Origin of the sequence: Nocardioides zeae (assembly GCF_030818655.1) — a bacterium.
GTDB classification, from domain to species: domain Bacteria; phylum Actinomycetota; class Actinomycetes; order Propionibacteriales; family Nocardioidaceae; genus Nocardioides; species Nocardioides zeae_A.
This window is the reverse complement of record NZ_JAUTAN010000001.1, coordinates 2,270,964-2,288,760: the sequence shown is the minus strand read 5'-3', so window position 1 is coordinate 2,288,760 and position 17,797 is coordinate 2,270,964. Positions and strand designations below refer to the sequence as shown.

Here is a 17,797-nt window from a genome sequence, read left to right as displayed (position 1 = left end):
CCCCGGTCGACCGGGGAAGGTGTCACTTTGACCATCAACATTGATGGTCAAAGCGGCGTGTTCCCCGGTCGACCGGGGAAAGTGTCACCCCCCGCCCCACCCCGGGGGAGGGCACGCCGTACGGCGCGGACGACGTGCGCCAGCCCGACGAGCGCCAGTGCGAGACCGACGACGGTGCCGGTCGTCGCCAGCACGGCGCCGTCGACCGCCGGCAGCACGTCGACGCCCACCGACCGCGCCGCCCACGCGGCGGCGCACGCGGCCGCGGTGAACGCCACGACGATGACGCGGGAGGGGCGCTCCCACACCGTCACGGCCCCGGGGCCGACCATGCCCGCGGCCTGGCCCAGCGCCCGGGCCTGCTCGAGGAGCAGCGTGGCGACGGCGACGACCGCGACGAGCCACCACGGGGCGCCCAGGACGACCAGGGTGAGCAGCAGGAGGAGGTCGGCGCAGCGGTCGGCGAGGCCGTCGAGCACGCGGCCCCACGCCGAGTCGGTGCCCGTGCGGGCGGCCAGCGCACCGTCGACGCCGTCCAGCACCGCGGCGACCACCATCGGCACCACCGCGACCAGCGGCCACAGGGCGCCGAGTCCGGCGAGCAGCGGCACCGCTGCGGTCAGCACGACCGCCGCCAGGGTCACCGCGTCGGGGTGCACGCCCCACCGGGCGAGCGGGCGCGCTCCGGCGTGGGTGAGGCGCACCCAGCCCCGCACCCAGACGGACCCCCGCGGGTCGAGCCCGCCGTGCAGGCGCGACCAGTGGTCGAACGACTCCTCGTCCGCCGCAGACCGAGGACGGCCGCGCGTCACGCCACGCCCGCGGTCGCGTCCACCGTCCCGTCGGGCACCGCGTCGGCGGGCGCGTCGGCGGGGGGCTCGGTCGAGGGACCGACCGACGTGTCGCCCGCCAGGCGCTTGCGCACGAGCTCGGCGCTGATGAGGCACATGGGGAGCCCGATGCCCGGCACGGTGCTGGCGCCCGCGTAGTAGAGGTCCCGCACCTTCCTCGACACGTTCCCGGCCCGGAAGAACGCGCTCTGCTTGAGCACGTGCGCCGGCCCTAGCGCCCCGCCGCACCAGGCGTTGACGTCGGCCACGAAGTCGGCGGGACCGACGGTGCGCCGCACGACGACCCGGTCGGCCAGGTCGGGCACGTCCGCCCAACGCGCGACGAGGTCGATCGCCCGGTCGGCGATCGCCTCGACCAGCGGGTCCCCGGCGCCGTCGACCCCACCCCGCCCGATGTCGGGATCGGGCGGCACGGGCACGAGGACGAACAGGTTCTCGTGGTCGGGCGGTGCCACGGTGTCGTCGGTCGCTGACGGCTTGCACACGTAGATCGACGCCGGGTCCGGCACCCGCGTGGGCGTGCCGAAGATGGCGTCGAAGTTCGCGTGCCAGTCCTCGGTGAAGAACAGCGAGTGGTGCTCGAGCTCGGGCAGGCGGCCGGTGACCCCCAGCTGCACCAGCACGGCGCCGGGCCCGGAGACGGCCTTGTCCCACCAGCGCTGCGGGTAGGTCTGCAGGTCGTCCGGCAGCAGCCGGGTCTCGACGTGGTGGAGGTCGGCCGCTCCGACCACCACGTCGGCGGGTACGTCGCGGCTCGTGCCGTCGGCGTCGACGACGCGCACGCCGGTCACGCGCGCGCGCCGCCGGTCGCCCCGCGCGGTGGTGCGGCGGCAGGTCAGCACCTCGGTGACCGCGGTGCCGGTGTGCAGCCGGGCGCCACGCTGGCGCGCGAGGTCGGCGAGCGCCTCGACGAGCCGGGTGAACCCGCCCGCGGGGTAGCGCACGCCGTCGGCGAGGTCGAGCCAGCTCATGAGGTGGTACATCGCCGGCGTGCGGTCGGGCGACGAGCCGAGGAAGACGGCGGGGTAGCCCAGCACCTGCCGCAGGCGGCGGTCGGAGAACCGCGCCGCGACGTACGACTCCAGGCTGCGGGCCAGCAGGCCCGCCAGCCGGGGGCCGTGCGCCAGCACGCGGCGGCCGAGGAAGGCGGCCGGCGTCTCGAAGCTGGTGTAGAGGAACCGGTCGACCGCCAGGTCGTAGGCCTCGCGGGCGGAGCGGAGGTAGTCCCCGAGCCGGTCGCCGGCGCCGGGTTCGATGCTCTCGAAGAGGTCCCGGTTGCCCTGCTCGTCGGCGGCCACGTCGATGCTGCCGGGCACGCCCTCGAAGAACACCCGGTAGCCCGGGTCGAGGCGCACGAGCTCGACCTGCTCCTCGGTCGTCGTCCCGAGGAGGCGGAAGAAGTGGTCGAACACCTCGGGCATGAGCCACCACGACGGGCCGGTGTCGAACCGGAACCCGTCCTGCTCCCACGACCCGGCGCGTCCGCCGAGCGCGTCGTTCTTCTCGAACAGCTCCACGTCGTGCCCGTCGGCGGCCAGCAGCGCCGCGGTCGCGAGCCCGGCGACGCCGCCGCCCACGACGACCACGCGCCGCAGCGGGGCGCTCACGCGGCGGCCCCCGCGTGTCGGACCGGCGTCGCGGTGCGGGGGAGGCCGTCGCGCAGGAGCGCGCCGGCGGCCAGCCGGGCCTTGACGGCACCCGGCACGCGGACGCGGCGGTCGCGGGCCTCGACCGGCGACGTACGGCGCAGGCGGACCGCCAGCTCGGAGAAGAGGTCGTGCGCGGTGCAGACCGCGACGCGGCTGCTGCGGGGCAGGGCGGGGACGACGGCGGCGGCCGCGGCGAGGTCGGCGTCGACGTCGTCGAGCCAGCGCGTCCAGGCCGCCTCGTCGGGGTCGGCCGGATCCAGCCCGACGAGGTAGCGGCGCCCGAGGTCGTCACCGTCCTCCCCGAGGTCGCGGAGGAAGTTGACCTTCTGGAAGGCCGCGCCGAGGCGCTGCGCGCCGGGGCCGAGGGCCTCGTACTGGACCTCGCGCTGCGGCTCGTCCGCCAGGAACGCCCGCAGGCACATGAGGCCGACGACCTCCGCCGAGCCGTAGACGTAGGTCGCCAGGCTGGCGTCGTCGTGCTCGGTGCGGTCGAGGTCGGTGCGCATCGAGGCGAAGAACGGGGCGACCAGCGCCTTGTCGACGCCGCAGCGGCGGGCCGTGCGGGCGAAGGCGTGCACCACGAGGTTGCTGCTGGAGCCGGTGCGCAGGGCGGTGACGGTCGCCTCCTCGAGGGCGTCGAGCGTGGCGCGGCGCTCGGTGTCGTCGCCCTCGGGACGGGGGGCGTCGACGATCTCGTCGGCCACCCGCACGAGCGCGTAGACGTTGCGCACGTCGGCGCGCACCCGGCCGCCGAGGAGGCGGGACGCAAGCCCGAACGACGACGAGTACGCCCGGATCACGAGCGAGGCGCTCGCCTCGGCGACCTCGTCGTACTGCTGGTGGGGCCGGGGAACGGCGCCCCGCGGTGGGCGTGACGGGCCGTGCAGCCAGAGGTTCATGCTCGGTTCCTCCTCGGGGACGCCGCCGCCGGCAGGGCGTTGGTCGTGGCCGTCGGGCGCTCGCCCTCCGTCTGGGGAGAACGTACGGGGGGAGGTGGAACCGGAGGCAGACGTGCGCCCGAGGGGGCCCGGCCGGCGGGCGGCCGACCGGGGTCCCGGCACCCCGCGACGCGTCCCGACCGCCCGCCCGGCACGATGGGAGGAGGCAGATCCTCCGCCTTGCCCCGCCCTTGCCCCGCCCATGCCCCGCCCACGCCCCGCCGTCGACCCAGGAGCTCCGATGACCGTCGCCACCGAGGACCTCGTCGTGCTGCTCGACGAGCGCGGGGAGCCCTGCGGCACGGCGCCCCGGGGCGGCGTGCACACCACCGACACCCCGCTCCACCTCGCCTTCTCCTGCTGGGTGCTCGGCCCCGACGGCCGCCTGCTCGTGACGCGCCGCGCCCTCACGAAGCGCACCTGGCCGGGCGTGTGGACCAACACGTTCTGCGGGCACCCGCGCCCGGGGGAGGAGCCGGTGGCGGCCGTCGAGCGGTACGCCGCGCACGAGCTCGGCCTGCGGGTCTCCGACCTGCGGCTCGCCCTGCCGGACTTCCGCTACCGCGCCGTCGACGCCAGCGGGATCGTCGAGCACGAGATCTGCCCCGTCTGGCTCGCGCGCACCGACGACGTGCCGTCTCCGCACCCCGACGAGGTCGCCGAGCACGCCTGGACCGACCCGCGCGCCCTGCTCGACCTGGCCGAGCGCACGCCGTGGGCCCTCAGCCCCTGGGCGGTCGAGCAGAGCGTCGGGATGCGGGCCGTGCTGGGGCTCTGACGCGCCCGGACCTCGGGTCCACCTTCGGGTGGGGCGGGGGGGAGCGGGGTACCGGAACCCCATGGACGCGTCCGGCTCCACCCTCACCGCTGCCGCCCAGGCGATCCGCGCGCTGTACCGCCCGACGGACGTCGCGGGCACGCTCGCGGCCATCGTGGAGGTCGCGCGGCTCTCCCTCGACGACGTCGACCACGTCAGCGTCTCGTTGGCCGGGCGGGACGGGAGCCTGGAGACCGTGGCCGCGACCGACGACCTCGTGCGTGACCTCGACCGGCTCCAGCACGACCTCGGGGAGGGGCCCTGCCTGCACGCCGCCCTCGACGCGGAGACCGTCGTCATCCACCACGCGCGCCACGAGCAGCGCTGGCCGGCCTACATGGCGGTCGCCGTGCGCCGCGGGGTGCGGGCCCAGGTGGGCCTGCGGCTCCACGTCGACGACCGCGTGCTCGGCGCCCTCAACCTCTACTCCCTGGCGGCGGACCGGATCGGGGACGAGAGCCTCCAGCTGGCCGAGCTGCTCGCGGCAGCGGCGGCCACGGCCCTCGGTGGGGTGCGCGAGCGGGAGCACCTGCGCACCGCCCTCGAGTCCCGCGAGCGGATCGGGATGGCGGTCGGGGTGGTCATGGAGCGCTTCGGCCTCGACGCGGAGCGGGCGTTCGACTACCTCGCCCGCACGTCGCAGCACGGCAACCGCAAGCTGCGGGACGTCGCGGAGGCCCTCCTTGCGCCGCCCTCGGAGGCTCGCTAGCAGCGGTGCCGCGGACGCGAGCCGGTCGGCCCTAGGGTGGCGGGAGCGACCCGACCCTGAAGGAGACCTGCATGGCCACCGTCGTGCTGTTCCACCACGCGCAGGGCCTGACCGACGGGGTGGTGACGTTCGCTGACCGGTTGCGGGAGGCCGACCACCACGTCTACACCCCCGACCTCTTCGACGGACGCACGTTCGACGACCTGACCGCCGGCGTGGGCCACGTCGGCGAGATCGGCTTGCCGGCGCTGCTGCAGCGCGGAGCCGCCGCGGTCGAGGGGTTGCCGGAGGAGGTCGTCTACGCGGGGTTCTCCCTCGGTGTGCTCCCCGCCCAGATGCTCGCGCAGGGCCGGGTCGGCGCCCGCGGGGCAGTGCTGATGGAGGCGTGCGTGCCGCCGAGCGAGTTCGGCCCCGGCTGGCCCGAGGGGCTGCCGGTGCAGGTGCACGGCATGAGCGACGACCCGTTCTTCGCGGGCGAGGGCGACCTCGACGTGGCCCGGGCCCTCACCGAGCAGGAGGCGCGGGGCGAGCTCTTCCTCTACCCGGGCGAGGCCCACCTCTTCGCCGACCCCACGCTCCCGTCGTACGACGCGGCCGCCGCCGCCCTGCTCCTCGACCGCGTGCTCGCCTTCCTCGGCGGGCTCGACGCGCTCGACGCCTGAGGCCGTGGGGACGTCACCGGCCCCGTGCCACGATCGTGCGGTGGACTTCGACGGGTCGATCCGGTGCGACCAGCCGGCGGCGACGGAGACCCGCCACCGCTTCCTCGACGCGCTCCTCGCCCAGGGCACCTCGATCGACGTCGCGGAGGATGCCGCCCTCGTGCTCTACGAGCTGCTGCAGAACGGCGTGGAGCACGGTGCGCCGCGTCCCGACGGCTCCCTGGGGGTGTGCTGGGAGATCCAGGGCGACGTCGTCCACCTCGCCGTGACCGACGGCGGTCTCCCGGCGGGCGGCCCGCCCGGGAGCGGCGCCGAGGCCTGGCGGGCGCGCCGGCTGCGCCCGGCCGACCCGATGGCCGACCGGGGCCGCGGCCTCCACATCGTCGACGGCCTCAGCCGGAGCTGGGCGGTCGAGACGACCGCCGCCGGCACCACGGTGCGTGCCGTGGTGCCGATCGGTCCCGTCAGCCCCGGAGGAAGCTGAACCGCACCTCGCGCTCGTCGTTGTCGACGTTGAGGTCGACGAGGCAGATGCTCTGCCAGGTCCCCAGCGTGAGGCGCCCGTCGACGACGGGGACGGTGGCGTACGGCGGCACGAGGGCCGGCATGACGTGCGACCGCCCGTGGCCGCGGCTGCCGTGGCGGTGGCGCCACCGGTCGTCCGCGGGCAGCAGGTCCCCGAGCGCGGCGAGGAGGTCGTCGTCGCTGCCGGCGCCCGTCTCGAGGATCGCGAGCCCGGCCGTCGCGTGCGGCACGAAGACGTGGAGCAGCCCGTCACCCCGGCGCGCGACCCAGGAGCGGCAGTCCTCGGTGAGGTCGAGCACGACCTCGCGGTCGCCGGTGCGGTAGCGGCGCGTCTCGCTGTCCATCCGCCCATCGTGGCAGGCGGGGGGTGACCCGGCTCCTGGTCGCGTCGCTAGTCGCGCAGCCGCACGGCGACCAGGGCGATGTCGTCCTCGGTCCAGCCCGGCAGCATCCGGGCCATCAGGCGGTCGCAGAGGTCCTCGGTGCTCGGGTCCTCGGCCAGCAGCTCGGTCAGCACGCCGCAGAGGCGGTCGAGCCCCGTGTCGAGCACCTCGCCGCGCCGCTCGACGAGCCCGTCGGTGTAGAGCAGCAGGAGCGAGCCCGGCGGCAGCTCGATCGACGACTCGCTGCGGGAGGACGCGACCGAGGCGGCGGTGAGGAGGCCCAGCATCGGGTTCGGGTCGCCGCACCACAGTGCCCGGGCCACGCCGTCGACCACCACGACCGGCGGCGGGTGGCCGGCGCTGCTCCAGCGCAGGGTCGCGCTGCCGACGTCGCGCTGCGCGGGGGTCTGCTCGAGCCGGGCCATCACCGCGGTCGCCATGGTGTCGACCCGCAGGGTCGCCAGCGCCGCGTCCACCCGGTGCAGCACCTCGGCCGGACCGCCCTCGGTCGTGACCGCGATCCCGCGGAGCAGCGTGCGCACCTGGCCCATCGCCGCGGCCGCCCGGGCGTCGTGGCCGATGACGTCGCCGATGACCAGCGTCAGGGCGTCCGCGGCCGGCTGCTGGAACGCGTCGTACCAGTCCCCGCCCACCTGCGCCGCCTCCGCGGCCGGCTCGTAGCGCACGACGACGTCGAGGTGCTCGATGCGCGGTGGAGCGGTGAGCAGGCTGCGCTGCAGGCCCTCGGCGATGTCGCGCTGGCCCGCGTAGAGCGTCGCGTTGTCGAGCGCGAGCCCGGCGCGGTCGGCGACCTCGCTCAGCATCACGAGGTCCTCGGGGGAGAAGCCCGGGCGCTCGGGTCCGCGGAAGACGGTGAGGAGGCCGGCCGTGCGGCCGCGGCCCGGCAGCGGGACGACGGCGGCGGCGGCCGGGCCGAGCGCGCGGCAGGCCTCCGTGGCCGGGCCCGGCTCCAGCACCGAGACGATGTGCTCGGTGGCGCCCTCATGCACCACGACGGGCTCACGGCCGGCGAGGGCGCGCGCGACCATGGAGCCGTTGGTGAGGGCGGGGATGCGCACCTGTGCGTACTGCTCCACCAGGGGACGCTTCGCCGGGTCGGAGTGCCAACAGCCGATGTCGCGCAGGCGGCGCCGCCAGGTGCGGTCGACCAGCGGGTCGTCGGTGAGACGGCCGTCGACCTGCGTGACGACGCACCAGTCGCCGAGGCGGGGCACGAGGATCTGGGCGAGGCGCTCGACCGCCTCGTCGGCCTCGAGGGTGTCCGTCAGGGTGCGCGTGACGTCGGCGAGCAGCTCGGCCCGGCCGGCCGCGCGGGCCAGCACGTCCTGCGCGATGCGCCGCTCGGTGATCTCGATGAAGTAGACCGAGAGCCCGTCGGGCGTCGGCCAGCAGCGCACCTCGTACCAGCCGTCGAGCGGCGGTGGGTAGTAGGCCTCGAACGACCGCGGCCGGCCGCTCTCAACGGCGCTGCGGTAGTAGCGCTCGAAGTCGGACCCGACCGTGGCCGGGAAGAGCTCCCACACGACGTGGCCGACCGGGTCGCTGCTGATCCCGCCCAGCAGCCGACGGGCCTCGGGGTTCGCGTAGGTGAACCGCCAGTCGCGGTCGAGGTGGTAGAACGCCGTCGGCATCGCCTCGAGGGTGCGGGCGACGCGCTCCTCGCCCTCGCGCACCGCCGTCGTGTCGTAGGCCGCGCCGACCACCCGCACGGCGGTGCCGTCAGGCCCCGCGATGGCGTGCCCGCGGGCGGCCACCCACCGGAGGGTGCCGTCGGGCCAGGTGACGCGGTACTCCGCGGCGTACTCGCCGCAGGTCGCGATGGCGTGGTCGAGCGCGGCGCCGACCCAGTCGCGGTCGTCGGCGTGGACGAAGGCGTTGAACGTCTCGATCGTGCCCCCGAAGGAGGCACGGTCGGTGCCGAAGACCTCGAGCAGGCGGTCGTCCCAGCGCAGCTCGCCGGTGACGAGGTCCCAGTCGAAGGCACCGACCCCGGCGGCGTCGACGGCGAGCTGCCAGACGACGCGGTCCTCCTCGTAGGTCGACTCCAGCGCCGCCAGCTCGAGCTCGGCCAGCGCCGGCTCCGCCAGCTGCTCGAGGAGGCGGACGTCGTCGGCGGACCACGTGCGCTCGGCGGTGTCGAAGACGCACAGCGACCCCACGACGTGGCCGCCGGACCGCAGGGGCACCCCCAGGTACGACGCGGCCGCGCCCCCCACGACCGGAGGCAGGTGCTGGGAGCGCGCGTCGTCCCGCGTGGCGGGGATCGCGACGGGCTCGCCGGTCTCCACCGGGAGGAGGCACAGCGACTCGGAGGCGTCGGACTCGGCGCCGACCGTCGGGGCGGCGAGCCCGGACCCGCCCATCACCCGTTGCCGGTCGGCGATGACGGAGACCTGGCCGGACCCGGTGCCGAGGAGCTGCGCGGCGAGCTCGGCCAGCCGGTTGAGGGCCGGGAGCCCGTCGGTGCGGGCCGAGAGGCTGCGCGCGCGCTCCACCCGGGCGGAGGTGATCTCGGGGCCGCGGAACGGACTGCGCCCCGCGGCGGGGCGCTCGGGCTCGACCGGCACGCGGTTCAACCGGGCTCCGATCTGCCGAGGGTCGCGCGACCGGTGTCGCGGCGTCGTCCGGTGATCCTCCCACGACGGCCAAGGGCGGACTGGACCGCCGGGGCCGAGGGGGCCGACGGGACGGGCCGCGGTCAGGCGTCGGGCGGGGCGAGGCTGTCGAGCTGGTCCAGCGCCGTGCGGGCGGCGGCCAGGCGCTCGGCCTCGGGCCGGTCCCACCACCGCGGACCCCGTTCGCCGAGCCCGTGCTTGGCGAGGCCGACACGACGCCGGGCCGCGGCGACCGCGTCGTCGTCCCCCCGGCGCTTCGCGACGCCGACCGCGGACCGGGCCCGGCCCAGGTGGGACGTCAGGGCGGCGCGCAGGTCGTCGGGCAGGGAGGGGTCGGTGCGCCGCCAGCGGCGTCCGTCGACGACGAGCCAGCGCTCGTCGTCGACGGTGCTCACGCCGCGCTCACGTCCGCGTCGGTCGTGTCGCCCCCGCCGAACGTCTCCGCCGGCGTCGCCGGGGCGGAGCCCTCGGCCTCGTCGGCCGTCGTGAGCCCGATGATCAGCAGCGTGCCGCCGACCACCACAACGAGCACGATCACTGCCGCGACGATCCATCGCCGTGGACCCATCTGGACCTCCTCGGTAGGTGTGCCGACGACGCTACGTCAGCCCGCCTAGCGGTACCCGCCGGCCGGGCGCTCAGGTGAGCAGCGGCGGCTCGGTCGCGGCGCGGATCTCCTCCTCGCTCACGCCGGGGGCGAGCTCGACGAGCCGGAGGCCGTCGGGCGTCACGTCGATCACGCCCAGGTCGGTGATGATGCGCTGCACGACGCCCCGCCCCGTGTAGGGCAGGGAGCACTCGTCGACGATCTTGGGGGAGCCGTCGCGGGCGACGTGCTCCATCAGCACCACGACCTTGTCGGCGCCGTGGACCAGGTCCATCGCCCCGCCCATGCCCTTGACCATCTTCCCGGGGATCATCCAGTTGGCGATGTCGCCGGCCGCCGAGACCTGCATGGCGCCGAGGATGGCGGCGTCCACCTTGCCGCCGCGGATCATCCCGAAGCTCGTCGCCGAGTCGAAGTAGGACGCCCCGCGGCGCACGGTCACCGTCTCCTTGCCCGCGTTGACGAGGTCGGGGTCCTCCTCGCCCTCGACGGGGTAGGCGCCCACGCCGAGGATCCCGTTCTCCGACTGCAGCACCAGCTCCACGTCGTCGGGCACGAAGTTCGGCACCCGGGTCGGGAGCCCGATCCCCAGGTTGACGTAGGAGCCGTCGCTCAGCTCCGCCGCGGCCCGGGCCGCCATCTCGTCGTGGCTCCAGGGCATCTCAGGCCTCCTGCTCGGTGCTCGTGGCGGTGGGGGACGCGGGGCGCACCGTGCGTTTCTCGATGCGCTTGTCGGCGGCCTGCTCGGGGGTGAGGGGTACGACGCGGTGCACGAAGACACCCGGCAGGTGGACGTGGTCCGGGTCGATCTCGCCGGGCTCGACGAGCTCCTCGACCTCGACGATCGTGGTGCGGCCGCACATGGCGGCGAGCGGGTTGAAGTTGCGGGCCGCCCGCCGGAACACGAGGTTGCCGTGGCGGTCGCCGCGGTGGGCGCGCACGAGGGCGAAGTCCGCGACGATCGCCTCCTCGAGCACGAACTCCTTCGGACCGTCGGCCGTCTCGAACACCTGGGTCTGCTTGGCGGGGGAGGCCGTCACGACGTTGCCGTCCGCGTCGTACCGCCACGGCAGGCCGCCGTCGGCCACCTGGGTGCCCACGCCGGTCGCGGTGAAGAAGGCGGGGATGCCGGAGCCGCCGGCGCGCATGCGCTCGGCGAGGGTGCCCTGCGGGGTGAGCTCGACCTCGAGCTCGCCGGACAGGTACTGCCGCGCGAACTCCTTGTTCTCGCCGACGTAGGAGGCCACCATCCGGCGCAGGCGGCCCGCGCCGAGGAGCATGCCGAGGCCGGCGCCGTCGACGCCCGCGTTGTTCGAGAACGCCTCGAGGTCGTCCGCTCCCTGGTCGAGCAGTGCCGCGAGGAGCACCGACGGGATGCCCGAGAGCCCGAAGCCCCCCACGGCGATCCGCGATCCCGACCCGATGTCCGCGACGGCCTCCGCGGCCGACGCCACGACCTTGTCCACGCCCGATCTCCCTCTGTCGCTGGTGTGTGCGCTCCGACACAACCGGCTGGTGGGCGGAGGGGTCAACGCCCGGCCGCGGACTGCTCGCAGCGCGACCGGAGGCCGGACCGGCCGTTCACTCACCGAACGCGCCGCTAGGCTGGCCCCCGTGAGCGAAGCGGTCGGGATGGTCGGGCGCGCTGCCGGGGTCCTGCGCGCGCTCGCCGAGCTGGACACCGACGGCGCCCGCACCGCGGACGTCGCGCGGGCGGTCGACCTGCCCCGACCGACCGTCCACCGCGTGCTCACCGCGCTGCTCGACGAGGGCCTCGTCGACCGGGTGCAGGAGACGGGACGGTGGCACCTCGGCCCCGAGCTGTTCGTGCTGGGCGCGGCCGCGGCCCGGCGGTACGACGTCGCGCAGGTCGCGCACCCGACCGTCCGCCGGCTCGCGGAGGTCACGGGGGAGAGCGCGTTCTTCTCCGTCCGCCGCGGCGAGGACACGGTGTGCCTGCTGCGCGAGGACGGCGACTTCCCCATCCGCTCGCACGTGCTGACCGAGGGGTCCCGCTTCCCGCTCGGCGTCGTGTCCGCCGGGCTGGCCCTGCTCGCGCACCTCCCCGACCGCGAGGTCGAGGACTACCTCGCGCGGGTGGACCTGGTGCCGTCCTACGGACGCCCCCACGCGACCGAGCCGCTGCGGCAGCGGATCGCGACGACGCGCACCGACGGCTACGCGACCAACCCGGGGCTCAACGTCGAGGGCAGCTGGGGCCTGGCCGCAGCCGTCTTCGACCGGGCGGGCCGGCCCTCGTGGGCGCTCACGCTGACGGGGATCGAGTCGCGGTTCGCGCAGCCGCGGCGCGCCGAGCTCGGGGCGCTGCTCCTGCGCGAGGCACACGCGCTGACGGGCCGGCTCTCGGCCGGACCGAGCGCCGCGGCGCCGCCGCGCTGACGGCCGCTCGCCGCGGTCCACGCCGACCTGCCAGGGGACCTCTCCGAACGGCCAGGACCGCCCCCTGACCTGGGTGGTGGGATCCGGATCCTCGCCTGTTCGACCCCTCTCCGACGGACCTAGCGTCTCGTGACGAGCGCCACATCCCCGTCCCACAGGAGGTCTGCCATGCAGGTCGACGAGCTGCTCAAGCCGTTCCCGATCAAGGAGTTCCACCCGTTCCCGCGCGCCCTCATGGGCCCGGGCGCCCACGAGATGATCGGGCCGGAGGCCCTCAAGCTGGGCTTCCGCAAGACCCTCGTGATGACGTCGGGCCTCCGGGGCACGGACATCGTGCACAAGATCGTGGAGTCGATGAAGTACCACGGCCTCGAGGTCGTCGTGTACGACAAGGTCGAGTCCAACCCCAAGGACTACAACGTCATGGACTCGGTCGCGCTCTACCAGGAGAACGAGTGCGACTCGTTCGTCTCCATCGGTGGCGGCTCGTCCCACGACGCCTGCAAGGGCGCGCGCATCTCCGTCGCCCACGACGGCCGCAACGTCAACGAGTTCGAGGGCTTCAACATGTCCGAGAACCCGAAGAACCCGCCGCACATCGCGGTCTCGACGACGGCCGGCACCGGCTCGGAGACGTCGTGGGCCTACGTCATCACCGACACGACGACCGACCCCGACAACCCGCACAAGTACGTCGCGTTCGACGACGCCTCGGTGGCCACCCTGGCCATCGACGACCCGGTGCTCTACTTCGACTGCCCGGTCGACTACACGGCCCAGTGCGGGTTCGACGTGCTCGCGCACGCCTCCGAGCCGTACGTCTCGCGGCTGAACTTCGAGCCCAGCCTCGGCAACGCGATCCGCGCCATCAAGCTGACCGCCGAGAACCTCCGCGAGGCCACCTGGAACGGCCAGGACCTCAAGGGGCGCGAGGGCATGATGTACGCGCAGTACATCGCCGCGCAGGCGTTCAACTCCGGTGGCCTCGGGATCATCCACTCGATCAGCCACGCCGTGTCGGCGTTCTACGACACCCACCACGGCCTCAACAACGCGATCGCGCTGCCGCGGGTCTGGGCGTTCAACATGCCGGCCGTCTACGGCCGCTTCGCGGACATCGCCGAGGCGATGGGCATCGACACCCACGGCATGACCAAGCCGCAGGCCGCGGACGCCGCGCTCGCCGCCGCCATCCGCCTGCTCCGCGACGTGGGCATCCCGGAGCGGTTCGTGGACGTCACGGCCGACTCGTACTCGAAGAACCGGCTCGGCACCGGCCCGACGAAGTACTACGAGAACGCGCCGGTCATCAAGGGCGACGCCGACGACGTCGACCGGATCACGAACCACGTGCTCGGTGACGCCTGCACGCCGGGCAACGCCAAGGAGTGCACGTTCGAGACCGTGCGCCCCGTGGTCGAGCACTGCATGACGGGCGACCTGGACGACCTCCTGTCCTGATCGACGGCCCCCGCGCCGTACGCCCACCCCCTCCCCGGTGGTAGTCCCTGACGTTTCGGCACACCGCCCCGGCGTGTCGTCGCCGGAACGTCAGGGACTACGCGCCCAGCCCTGCCCAGCTCAGCCCTGCTCAGCGAGGAGCCGTCGATGACCACCACGCCGACCGACCACGAGACCCCGACCCTCGAGGAGGTGGAGGAGCTCGACTCCGTCGCCGCCGTCAAGGAGCGGTTCGCCGCCGCCGGCTACCTGGCCGACGACCGGCTCGCGACGACCGTCTTCCTGCAGACGCGCCTCGACAAGCCGGTGCTGCTCGAGGGGCCGGCGGGCGTCGGCAAGACCCAGCTGGCGCAGACGCTCGCCGAGGTCACGGGGCGGCGGCTGCTGCGGCTGCAGTGCTACGAGGGCCAGGACGAGACGAAGGCGCTCTACGAGTGGGACTACGGCAAGCAGCTGCTCTACACGCAGATCCTCCGGGAGAAGATCGGCCAGGTCGTCGCCGACACCGCGACGCTGACCGAGGCGGTCGAGCGGATCGCCGCCCAGGACTCGGTGTTCTTCTCCGACCGGTTCCTCGCCCCGCGGCCGCTGCTCGAGGCCATCACGTCGCCCCAGCCGGTCGTGCTGCTCATCGACGAGGTCGACCGGGCCGACGAGGCGCTCGAGGCGGTGCTGCTGGAGCTGCTGGCGGAGTACCAGGTCTCCATCCCCGAGGTCGGCACCGTCGTGGCGACGCACAAGCCCTACGTCGTGCTCACCTCCAACAACACGCGCGACCTCTCCGCCGCCCTCAAGCGGCGCTGCCTGCACCTCTTCCTCGACTACCCCGACGCGCAGCGCGAGCTGGAGATCATCGCCAGCAAGGACACCGGGCTCTCGGCGTCGTTGGCGACCCGCCTCGTCGAGGTGGTCCGCCAGCTGCGCGAGCTCGACCTGCGCAAGGCGCCGAGCATCTCCGAGACGATCGACTGGGCCCGCACGCTCGCCGTGCTCGGCGTCTCCGAGCTCTCCGCCGAGGTGCTGTCGTCGACGCTCAACGTGGTCGTGAAGTACGAGCGCGACCTGGCCCGGGCGCTGCGCGAGGTCCCGCGGCTCGTCGACCCCAACGCGACGGTGCCGGAGAGCCTGCACGGCCATGGCCACGGCCACGGGCACGGCCACGGGCACGAGGACAAGCCGGCCGCCCCGTCCGCCCCTGCGGTCGGCGACGCGGCCGAGGGGCCGAGCGGCAAGGACGTGCGGGCCGCGAAGGACCAGCCCGGACGGCACGACGAGAACTACTACGGCGCCCAGGGCACCACGTCGGTCAACGGCCGGTCGGTGTCGAGCGGCCAGGGCGCGCGCTCGTTCGCGGCGGGCTCGCGGAAGCGACCGGTCTGACCCGCGGCGTACGGCGCTGGTGAGAGGCCGGTCGGAGGCCGGTCGGAGGCTCGAGAGGGAGGGGAGCGCGATGGAAGGCGCCCTGCACCGCTTCATCCGGTTCCTGCGCCTGTCCGGGGTGCGGGTCAGCACCGCGGAGGCGATCGACGCGATGTACGCGGTGAGCACGCCCGGCGTGCTCGACGACCGCGAGGTGCTGCGCTCGGCCCTGGCCGTGTGCCTCGTCAAGGACCGCCGGGACCTGCCGGCCTTCGAGCGGGTCTTCGACCGGTTCTTCGGGCTGCGGGCCCTGGTCGACGACGTCGACGGGCACGGGCACTCCCACGCCCACGACGACCTGGAGGACACGGGGACGCTCGACCAGTTCACGCTCTCCGACGTCCCGGGCGACCTGCCGCAGGACGGGCACTCGCACGACAAGCCGAAGGACATCAAGGAGTTCTTCAAGCCGGAGGACCTGGCGCAGCAGTACAACCTGCACCAGGAGGCCAACAAGATCGACATGGCCGCGATGACCGACGAGATCATCCTGTCCAACGAGAAGCAGGGCACGATCGGCGAGGCCGCCCGCGTGCAGATCTCGACCCAGCGGCTCCACAACCCCGGCAACCCGGGGGAGCTGGCGAGCAGCCCGGGGCTCCAGCTGGAGACCGAGCTGAGCGTCGCGGAGGAGCTCACCCTGCTCTCCTGGCTGGAGGAGGCCGAGGCGGGGGAGGAGCCCGACGACCCCGAGCACGCGGCCACCCTGGCCGCGCTCCGGGAGGCGCTCGCCCCGTTCCTGGCGGCGCTGCCGGAGAAGCTGAAGCAGCACCTCGAGGCGCTGATGGCGATGGACGTCGAGCTCGAGGGCAAGGAGATCGAGGCGCGCCAGGCGGAGACGGTCGACGAGGCCGAGCGGGCGGCCCTCGAGGAGGCGCTGCGGCGGCTCCTGCGCTCGCTGCACGGCGCGCCGCGCCCGCGCCGGCGTGCCTCCGCGCGGGGCACCGTCGACGGGCGCCGCACGATGCGCTCGAACATGAAGTACGACGGCGTGCCGTTCCGTCCCGTCACCGTCGCCAAGGTCGAGGACCGGCCCCGGCTGATGGTGCTCTGCGACGTCTCCCTGTCGGTGCGCTCGACGGCCCGGTTCACGCTCCACCTCGTGCACGGCCTCCAGGCGGTCGCCGCTTCCGTGCGGACCTTCGCCTTCGTCTCCGACGTCGTCGAGACCACCGACCTGTTCGCCGAGCACCGCACGGAGGAGGCGCTGTCGCTGGTGCTCTCGGGCCTGCCCGCCGGGGGTGTGCTCGACGTGGACGCCGACTCCGACTACGGCAACGTGTTCGACGCGTTCCTCGAGACGCACGGGGGGACGATCACGCGCCGTACGACGCTGGTGGTGCTCGGCGACGGCCGCAGCAACGGGCGTGACCCGGGCCTGGGCTCGTTCGCCGAGCTCGCGCGACGCGCGCGGGAGACGGTGTGGCTGACCCCGGAGCCGCGCTACTCGTGGGGGCTGGGTCGCTGCGACCTGCCGGCCTACGCCGAGCACTGCTCGCGGGTGCAGGTCGTGCGCAACCTCGCGGGGCTCGAGAAGGTCACCGAGCTGCTGCCGACGGGGCGTCCGCGATGACGACCCAGGTGACGGGCCAGGTGACGGGCCAGGTGACGGGCCAGGTGACGGGCCCGGACCTGTCGCCGGCGCCGCTCGACCCGTTCCGGGCGTCGGTCGCCGGACTCTACCGCGACGACGTCGTCGAGGTGCGCGCCGTGGGGGAGCGGCGGTCGCGGCGCGGTCTGGCGACGGTGCGCACGCCGCACTTCGACCTCACGCCGGCCAGCGGTGGCCGGCGGGTGCGGGTCGACCACGTGCTGGGGCCCCACGAGATCGACGACGACGTCGCCGGGCTGGTCGCGACGGAGCTGTTCGGGCCGGGCTGGCTGCGTGGCGTCGCGCTCTTCGAGCGCGTGTTCACCGGGGTGGTGCGGTCGATGCACCCCGATCCGCTGGCGTCGTGGGACCTGTTCTACGGCAACACGCTGGCGCAGCTCGACCGCTGGCGGGACGTGGCTCCGGGGGCGGGCGGCTCGGGGCACGGCACGATCGCGGAGTACGCGCCGGTCTACGCCCACGCCGAGGGCCTGCTCGCACCGGGATCGGTGCTGGAGGTCGGCTGCTGCTTCGGGTTCCTGCCGCTGCGGCTGGCCGCGTCCGGGCGGACCGTGACGGCCTCGGACGTCGCGCCCGGCACCGTGCGCCTCCTCGGTGAGGTGGCGCGGCGTCGCGGCGTACGGCTGGAGACGGTGGTCGCTGACGCGGCCCACCACCCCGGCGCGGACGCCTCCGTCGACACGGTGCTGGTGCTGCACCTGCTCGAGCACGTGGACGCCGAGCACGGCCAGCGGATCCTCGCCGAGGCGCTCCGGCTCGCCCGGCGCCGGGTGGTCGTCGCGGTGCCGCTGGAGGACGTGGCCGAGGAGACGTGGGGCCACGTGCGCACGATCTCGCTGGACGACCTCCGCGCCTGGGGCGCCGCCACCGGCCACCCCCACGACGTCCACGAGCTCCACGGCGGCTGGCTGGTGGTGGACGTGGGGTGATGCGTCGAGTTGGGTCGAACGGCTGCGGCTAGGCCGTCGAGTTGGGTCGAACGGCGCGGCAGGGCCGTCGAGTTGGGTCGAACGGCGCCGTCGCCGCGTCGTACGACCCAACTCGATGCGTGCGCCGCGTCGTACGACCCAACTCGACGCGTGCGCCGCGTCGTACGACCCAACTCGACGCGTGCGCCGCGTCGTACGA

The 17,797-nt window shown here is 74.5% G+C and carries 18 protein-coding genes; 9 read left to right on the top strand and 9 right to left on the bottom strand.

Features of this window, described 5'->3' with window-relative positions:
- Positions 1-47: 47 nt before the first annotated feature.
- Genes QE405_RS10925 through QE405_RS10915 form a run of 3 tightly spaced genes read right to left on the bottom strand, consistent with a single transcriptional unit; the run spans position 48 to position 3,399 of the window.
- Positions 48-812, bottom strand: coding sequence for a CDP-alcohol phosphatidyltransferase family protein (locus QE405_RS10925; protein WP_307200611.1), 765 nt, complete (start codon positions 810-812; stop codon positions 48-50).
- Positions 809-2,458 carry a phytoene desaturase family protein gene (gene crtI, locus QE405_RS10920; RefSeq protein WP_307200609.1) on the bottom strand — a complete coding sequence of 550 codons (1,650 nt, stop codon included), beginning with the start codon at positions 2,456-2,458 and terminating at the stop codon, positions 809-811. Before crtI ends, QE405_RS10925 begins: the two co-directional genes overlap by 4 nt.
- The gene (locus tag QE405_RS10915; RefSeq protein ID WP_307200607.1) at positions 2,455-3,399 is read right to left on the bottom strand and encodes a phytoene/squalene synthase family protein; all 945 of its coding nucleotides are present in this window, start codon (positions 3,397-3,399) and stop codon (positions 2,455-2,457) included. The genes crtI and QE405_RS10915 overlap by 4 nt, the downstream gene beginning before the upstream one ends.
- Positions 3,400-3,679: 280 nt before the next feature.
- On the opposite strand from QE405_RS10915, the gene idi reads away from it, so the two are divergent.
- The 4 genes from idi (at position 3,680) to QE405_RS10895 (ending at position 6,110) form a co-directional block, all read left to right on the top strand.
- Positions 3,680-4,216 carry an isopentenyl-diphosphate Delta-isomerase gene (idi, locus tag QE405_RS10910; protein ID WP_307200605.1) on the top strand — a complete coding sequence of 179 codons (537 nt, stop codon included), beginning with the start codon at positions 3,680-3,682 and terminating at the stop codon, positions 4,214-4,216.
- A gap of 61 nt (positions 4,217-4,277) precedes the next feature.
- Positions 4,278-4,964 (top strand): GAF and ANTAR domain-containing protein, encoded by a 687-nt coding sequence (locus tag QE405_RS10905; protein WP_307200603.1) that lies wholly within the window; start codon positions 4,278-4,280, stop codon positions 4,962-4,964.
- 71 nt (positions 4,965-5,035) lie between these two features.
- Positions 5,036-5,626: a dienelactone hydrolase family protein gene (locus QE405_RS10900; RefSeq protein WP_307200601.1), complete on the top strand. Its 591-nt coding sequence runs from the start codon at positions 5,036-5,038 to the stop codon at positions 5,624-5,626.
- A gap of 40 nt (positions 5,627-5,666) precedes the next feature.
- Positions 5,667-6,110 carry an ATP-binding protein gene (locus tag QE405_RS10895; RefSeq protein WP_307200600.1) on the top strand — a complete coding sequence of 148 codons (444 nt, stop codon included), beginning with the start codon at positions 5,667-5,669 and terminating at the stop codon, positions 6,108-6,110.
- On the opposite strand, the gene QE405_RS10890 is transcribed toward QE405_RS10895, so the two are convergent.
- From QE405_RS10890 to QE405_RS10865, 6 genes are all read right to left on the bottom strand, one after another.
- Positions 6,091-6,495: a secondary thiamine-phosphate synthase enzyme YjbQ gene (locus tag QE405_RS10890; RefSeq protein ID WP_307200598.1), complete on the bottom strand. Its 405-nt coding sequence runs from the start codon at positions 6,493-6,495 to the stop codon at positions 6,091-6,093. The two genes, QE405_RS10895 and QE405_RS10890, sit on opposite strands and share 20 nt — an antisense overlap.
- Positions 6,496-6,542: 47 nt before the next feature.
- A complete protein-coding gene (locus QE405_RS10885) occupies positions 6,543-9,122 on the bottom strand; it encodes a SpoIIE family protein phosphatase (RefSeq protein ID WP_307205781.1) in 2,580 nt (859 codons plus the stop codon).
- 131 nt (positions 9,123-9,253) lie between these two features.
- Entirely contained in the window at positions 9,254-9,565 is a 312-nt protein-coding gene (locus QE405_RS10880) for a hypothetical protein (protein WP_307200596.1), read from the bottom strand.
- On the bottom strand, positions 9,562-9,738 hold the full coding sequence (locus QE405_RS10875) for a hypothetical protein (RefSeq protein ID WP_307200594.1): 177 nt from the start codon (positions 9,736-9,738) through the stop codon (positions 9,562-9,564). Before QE405_RS10875 ends, QE405_RS10880 begins: the two co-directional genes overlap by 4 nt.
- Positions 9,739-9,808: 70 nt before the next feature.
- Positions 9,809-10,438, bottom strand: coding sequence for a CoA transferase subunit B (locus QE405_RS10870; protein ID WP_307200592.1), 630 nt, complete (start codon positions 10,436-10,438; stop codon positions 9,809-9,811).
- A gap of 1 nt (position 10,439) precedes the next feature.
- Positions 10,440-11,243, bottom strand: a complete 804-nt coding sequence (locus tag QE405_RS10865) for a CoA transferase subunit A (protein WP_307200590.1) — start codon at positions 11,241-11,243, stop codon at positions 10,440-10,442.
- A gap of 148 nt (positions 11,244-11,391) precedes the next feature.
- Between QE405_RS10865 and QE405_RS10860 the strand changes: the two genes are divergently transcribed.
- From QE405_RS10860 to mftM, 5 genes are all read left to right on the top strand, one after another.
- Positions 11,392-12,177, top strand: coding sequence for an IclR family transcriptional regulator (locus QE405_RS10860; RefSeq protein ID WP_307200588.1), 786 nt, complete (start codon positions 11,392-11,394; stop codon positions 12,175-12,177).
- A gap of 168 nt (positions 12,178-12,345) precedes the next feature.
- Positions 12,346-13,638 (top strand): NDMA-dependent methanol dehydrogenase, encoded by a 1,293-nt coding sequence (gene mdo, locus QE405_RS10855; RefSeq protein ID WP_307200586.1) that lies wholly within the window; start codon positions 12,346-12,348, stop codon positions 13,636-13,638.
- Positions 13,639-13,785: 147 nt separating this feature from the next.
- Positions 13,786-15,018, top strand: coding sequence for an AAA family ATPase (locus tag QE405_RS10850; RefSeq protein ID WP_307200584.1), 1,233 nt, complete (start codon positions 13,786-13,788; stop codon positions 15,016-15,018).
- 70 nt (positions 15,019-15,088) lie between these two features.
- Positions 15,089-16,630 (top strand): VWA domain-containing protein, encoded by a 1,542-nt coding sequence (locus QE405_RS10845; protein WP_307200582.1) that lies wholly within the window; start codon positions 15,089-15,091, stop codon positions 16,628-16,630.
- Complete coding sequence (gene mftM / locus QE405_RS10840) at positions 16,627-17,598, top strand: mycofactocin oligosaccharide methyltransferase MftM (protein ID WP_307200581.1); 972 nt, start codon at positions 16,627-16,629, stop codon at positions 17,596-17,598. Before QE405_RS10845 ends, mftM begins: the two co-directional genes overlap by 4 nt.
- Positions 17,599-17,797: the final 199 nt, after the last annotated feature.